4 protein-coding genes are annotated in these 4,923 nt (G+C 66.2%); all 4 read right to left on the bottom strand.

Features of this window, described 5'->3' with window-relative positions; translation table 11 throughout:
• Positions 1-64 precede the first annotated feature (64 nt).
• Genes L0G76_RS14080 through recN form a run of 4 tightly spaced genes read right to left on the bottom strand, consistent with a single transcriptional unit; the run spans position 65 to position 4,848 of the window.
• Positions 65-934, bottom strand: coding sequence for a hypothetical protein (locus L0G76_RS14080; protein ID WP_304357791.1), 870 nt, complete (start codon positions 932-934; stop codon positions 65-67).
• Position 935: 1 nt separating this feature from the next.
• On the bottom strand, positions 936-1,898 hold the full coding sequence (locus L0G76_RS14075; RefSeq protein ID WP_304357790.1) for a copper transporter: 963 nt from the start codon (positions 1,896-1,898) through the stop codon (positions 936-938).
• Positions 1,891-3,129 carry a putative cytokinetic ring protein SteA gene (gene steA, locus L0G76_RS14070; RefSeq protein ID WP_304357789.1) on the bottom strand — a complete coding sequence of 413 codons (1,239 nt, stop codon included), beginning with the start codon at positions 3,127-3,129 and terminating at the stop codon, positions 1,891-1,893. Before steA ends, L0G76_RS14075 begins: the two co-directional genes overlap by 8 nt.
• A 15-nt stretch (positions 3,130-3,144) precedes the next feature.
• Positions 3,145-4,848, bottom strand: a complete 1,704-nt coding sequence (recN, locus tag L0G76_RS14065; RefSeq protein ID WP_304357788.1) for a DNA repair protein RecN — start codon at positions 4,846-4,848, stop codon at positions 3,145-3,147.
• Positions 4,849-4,923 lie beyond the last annotated feature (75 nt).

Genomic DNA, 4,923 nt, shown 5'->3' with positions numbered 1-4,923 from the left:
CGGGTGAAGAGGGTGATGACCGAGACGAGCAGCGCCGCAGAGGCGAAGACTCGAACCAGCTTATTCACACGACCTCGCGACCGAACGCGTCGATCTCGCGCAGTCCGGGAGTGGATTCGATGATCGAGGTGAACGAGACCTTCTCGCTGAGCAGGGTGAGACCGACCAGACCGGACAGGACAGCCCCGCGCTGCTTGGCAGTCGAGGTCTCCGCCAAAATCGTGCCCAGTGCTGCGCCAAGGGCGTTGGCGCCCGTATCGCCGAGCATCACATCACCGCCCAGGTCGTCGGGCCAGGCCGCCGCGGCGCTGCCGGCGATGGCGGCGCCAGGAGCCCAAGTCAGGCCGTGCTCGTGGGGCATGAAGGCCAGCGTCAGCAGGCCCGCCTTGAGTGCGCGTCCGGGGCGGAGGTCGAGCAGATTGAAGAGGTTCGCCGTGCCGGCGATGACTCCCCCGGTGACCACGACGTCGAGGGTGGACCCCAGCCAGGTCTGATCGGCAGACTTCGCGTTCGAGGAGACCGGTCCGTGGCCGCGGCTGTCGGTGCGCAGGATCGTCGCGGCGGCGATCGAGGCCACGGGGATTCCGATGACCTTGAGCCCTCCGGTCGTGATCCGGCCGTGGGCCAAGGCGCTGAGATGGCCGCGCAGGCCTTTCGAATCACCGGATTCGCAGAAGTCGTCGACCGCCCCCAGGCTGCCGGCGACGGTGGTCACCAGCAGGGTTGCCGCGCGCTGGCGTGGTGCTTCGACGAGCAGGCTGCCGGCAACCAGTCCTGCAGACACGGCCGGTCCCTCGATGAGCGAGACCTCACGTCCCGCATGGTTCGTGCGCACCACCTTCTCGTGGGTACGCAGCTTCGAGGCCAGAATTGCTCTGGTGGCCGTGTACCCCAGGAGACCGGCGACGGCGGAGCTGATGAGTGAGCGGATCATCTCAGTCCTTCTCCTTGGGCTTGCCCGGCATGATCTCTTCGGCATCGTCGGCGAAGCCGTAGTGACCGTGGGTCCCGGATTCGCCGGCGGCGAGTGCGCGGACGGTGATGACCGCACCCGCGCCCAGGCCGAGTCCGTCGACGGTGCTGGCACGTGACTTCTCGGTCCGGAGGATGGACACGAGTCCCGTCTGGGCCGAACCGGCGTCTCCGGCCACGACCACGGACTCCGACTCGGTGGTCAGCGAGTTGACGAAGTCGGTGATGAGGGTGCGGTTGGCCTTGTCATCGGTGGCTTCGGGGCTGGGCTCGGTGTCTTCGGCGAGCGTCGAGTTCTCGTCGTCGATGACGACGAAGAGCTGCGTGCGGTTGTGGTCGGTGTCGGTGCGCAGTCGGCCCGCGTCGACGAAGGCGTCGAAGAGTGTGGACGACTGCTTCACCGCGGCTTCCCGGTTCTTGCTGTCTTCGAGCATCGAGGCGTTGCCGGTCAGCGCAATGACAAGCGCGGCTCGCAGGGCTGTCGAATCGTCCTTGGGCAGGTTCGGCACGATGCCCCGCAGGCTCGTGAGGAAGTCAGCGGAGTCTGCCAGCGACAGAGTGTTGTCCACGAACGAGACATCTCCGCCGATTGTGCCGCCGGCTTCCTTGATCCTGTTGGTGACCTCTTCGACCTGTTCCGGTTCGGCCTGCGGGGCGGCGATGATGCTGACGTTCTCGCCTTTGAGTGTGTCGCCGATGAGTTCGGGCGCTGCAGAGGTCACGAAGTCGTTCTGCTTGTCGATATTGCCGTTGGCCGCATCGATCTTCGTGCGCAGGTCGTCGCGGTCGGCACGCAGTGCGTCGACCTGGCTCTGCAGCGACTCGCCGATCGGTTCCTTCAGCGGTCCCGCGCCCAGGACGATTCCCACCGCCAGGGCGAGGAACACCGAGACGAGGGAGACAAGATGGTAACGGAAATCAATCACTGGTCAGTCCTTGAATGAGGCTGGCGGATTCTGAAGATGCAGCAGGGTCGCCGCCGAACAGGGAGCCGATCCATCCGAAGACCCCGTCGAGTTGGGCTCCGATGAGTCCGATGAGGGTCTGCCCGGCAGCGGTCGCGAACAGGGCCACCCCGAGGGCGACGAGGCCGGCGATGATCAGGACCGACAGCTGCAGGCTGGAGATCCGCTGTCGGTAGAGCAGGGAGACGCCCTTGGCGTCGATGAGCTTCGAGCCCACCCGCAGTCGCGTGATGAATGTCGAGGCCATGCCCTTGCGCCCCTTGTCGAGGAACTCCATCACGGTGTCGTGTGTGCCCACGGCCACGATCAGGTCTGCGCCCTTGTCGTCGGCCAGCAGCATCGCGATGTCCTCGCTGGTGCCCGAGGCGGCGAAGGCGACGCAGTCGACGCCGAGGGAATGGACGCGCTCGGTTCCGGGCGCGTTCCCGTCTCGGTAGGCGTGGACGACGATCTCGGCCCCGGAGGTCAGCGCGGTGTCGGACACCGAGTCCATATCCCCGACGATCATGTTGGGCTTGTACCCGGCTTCGAGGATGGCGTCGGCGCCGCCGTCGACTCCGACGAGGAGGGGACGGTATTCCCTGATGTAGGAGCCGAGGATCGCGAGGTCCTCTTTGTAGTGGTAGCCGCGGACGACGATGAGGGCATGGCGGCCCTCGAAATTCGTGGCCACCTCGGGGACGACGAGTTCGGCCGAGAGCAGGTCGGAGTCCTTGCGGATGTATTCGATCGTGTTGTCGACGAAGTCCACGAGCACGGAGTTCATTCCGGCTTCGGCTTCGTGCATGTCCTCCCCGATGGTCTCCTGGGTCTGGACGATGCCGGTGGCGATCTCCTCGTCGTCGAGGAACACCGTGTCATCGGTGATGCTGATTTGGGCGTTCTCCTCGACCAAGTCGAAGATCTCCGGGCCGGTGGCGTCGAGGAGGGGGATTCCGGCCTCGATGATGATTCCCGGCCCCAGGTTGGGGTACCGCCCGGAGATCGACTTGTCTGCGTTGATGACGGCGACGGGTTTGCAGGCAACCAGTGCCTCGGCGGAGACCCGGTCGATGTCGGCATGTTTGATGACCGCGATGTCGCCGGCGCTCAAACGTTTGGTGAGGTCTTTCGTCCGCCGATCGAGTCGGGCAGGGGCCGGGCCGGACCGGGCCGGGACTGTGGCCTTCTCCCGAGTTCTACGCGCTTTCATGGTGCGCCCATTGTCTCATGTCAGCGCCGCCTGGCCGGTCTTGACCTGCCGTGCTGAGTCGAGGAGTTCGGCCGCATGGGCCCTCGCCGAGGCGGAGTCCTCCATTCCGGCGAGCATCCGTGAGAGTTCGCCGACCCGTTCGTCTTCGCTGAGTTCTCTGACGCCGGACTTCACGGTCTCGGCGTCATCGTCCTTGACGATGGTGACGTGGGTGTCCGCCCAGGCTGCGACCTGGGGCAGGTGGGTGACGACGATGACTTGGGCGTTCTGGGCCAGTTTCGCCAGCCGGCGTCCGATCTCGACGGCGGCCTTGCCGCCGACTCCGGCATCGACCTCATCGAAGACGTAGGTGGGAATGGCCTCCCCTGCTGCGCGGACGACTTCGATGGCGAGCATCACTCGTGAGAGTTCACCGCCGCTGGCGATCTTGCCGATGTCGTCTCCGGCCGAGGAATCGTGTGGGGCGAAGGTGAGGCGGACATCGTCGCAGCCGTGGGACGCGGGCTCTCGTTCGGTGAGTTCGAACGTCACCTGGGCCTTCGGCATCGACAGGGCTGCCAGCTCTGCGCTGACGGCACGGGAGAACGATGCTGCGGTGGCGGTTCTGATCTCGGTCAGGGCACGGCCGGCCGCGGCCATTGCGCTGTGTGCCTCCTCGAGTTCGGCATCGAGCTGTCCCAGGTCGCGGTCCTCGGCTTCGAGCTCGGCCAGTTCCTGAGCGGACCGGGTTTCGAAGTCGAGGACTTCGGCCACGTCCTGCCCGTAGGGTGCCAGGGATCCGAGTTCGGCCCTGCGTGCTTCGGTCTCCTCGAGCGAGGTCTCCCCCAGCTCGTCGAATCCAGTCAGGTAGGAGCTGAGTTCCGCGGCCGAATCGGACAGGCGCAGGACCGCGTCGTTGAGGGCGGCTTTGATCCGGGCCAGTTCCGGGTCGGCGGAATCGACGTCGGACAGGGCGCTGATCGCCTGGTGCACGTGGTCGACGGCCGCGCCGGCATCGTCGAGTTCGCCGCCGAGGAGGAGGTCGTGGGCGCTGCCGACGGCCTGAGTGATCTCTGCCGCGGCGCCGAGTTTCGCGGCCTGGGCGGTCAGGGCCTCGTCTTCACCCGGAATGGGCCGGACCTTGTCGATGGCTTCCAGACAGCCGTTCAGCCACAGGATCCTCTCCCGCCTGGCCGCTGTGCTGTCCTTGATCCGTGCGACTCGGGTCTCAGTCTCGCGCCAGTTCTCAAATGCTGCCTGGTACGTTGCGGCCACGGCTTCGAGTTCGGGCCCGCCTGCGCTGTCGAGGAGCAGCCTCTGCTGCGCGGGGCCCTTGAGGCGCAGCTGCTCGGACTGCCCGTGGAGGGTGATGAGCTCATCGGAGATCTCGGTGAGCACGGAGATCGGGACCGTGCGTCCACCGGCAGTGGCCCGTGCCCGACCCTTCTGGGCCACGGTGCGGGAGATGATCGCTTCGTCCTCGGCGCTGCCGCCGGCCTCTTCGATGCGGGAGCGCACGGAGTCGGTGACGGCGGAGAAGATGCCTTCGACCTCGGCCTTCTCGGCGCCCTTGCGGACCACGCCTGCACCGACCTTGCGGCCCATGAGCAGGCTCAGTGCTGAGACGAACATCGTCTTGCCGGCACCGGTCTCACCCGTGACGACAGTGAAGCCGGTGGAGAGTTCGACCTCTGCTTCGGCGATCACGCCGAGGTGGGAGATTCTCAGTTCGGAAATCATCTACGCCTCCTCGATCGGTCCCCGCCAGCCGGAGACGGGCAGTCGGAATTTCGCCACCAATCGATCGGTGAAGGG

It is taken from the genome of Brevibacterium picturae (assembly GCF_030453725.1).
GTDB lineage: Bacteria > Actinomycetota > Actinomycetes > Actinomycetales > Brevibacteriaceae > Brevibacterium > Brevibacterium sandarakinum_A.
This window is presented reverse-complemented; position numbering and strand designations above follow the sequence as displayed.

Excerpts from the sequence above, each read along its gene's own strand:
- steA (WP_304357789.1), bottom strand. The coding sequence starts at position 3,129 with ATGAAAGCGCGTAGAACTCGGGAGAAGGCCACAGTCCCGGCCCGGTCC.
- L0G76_RS14080 (WP_304357791.1), bottom strand. The coding sequence starts at position 934 with ATGATCCGCTCACTCATCAGCTCCGCCGTCGCCGGTCTCCTGGGGTAC.
- recN (WP_304357788.1), bottom strand. The coding sequence starts at position 4,848 with ATGATTTCCGAACTGAGAATCTCCCACCTCGGCGTGATCGCCGAAGCA.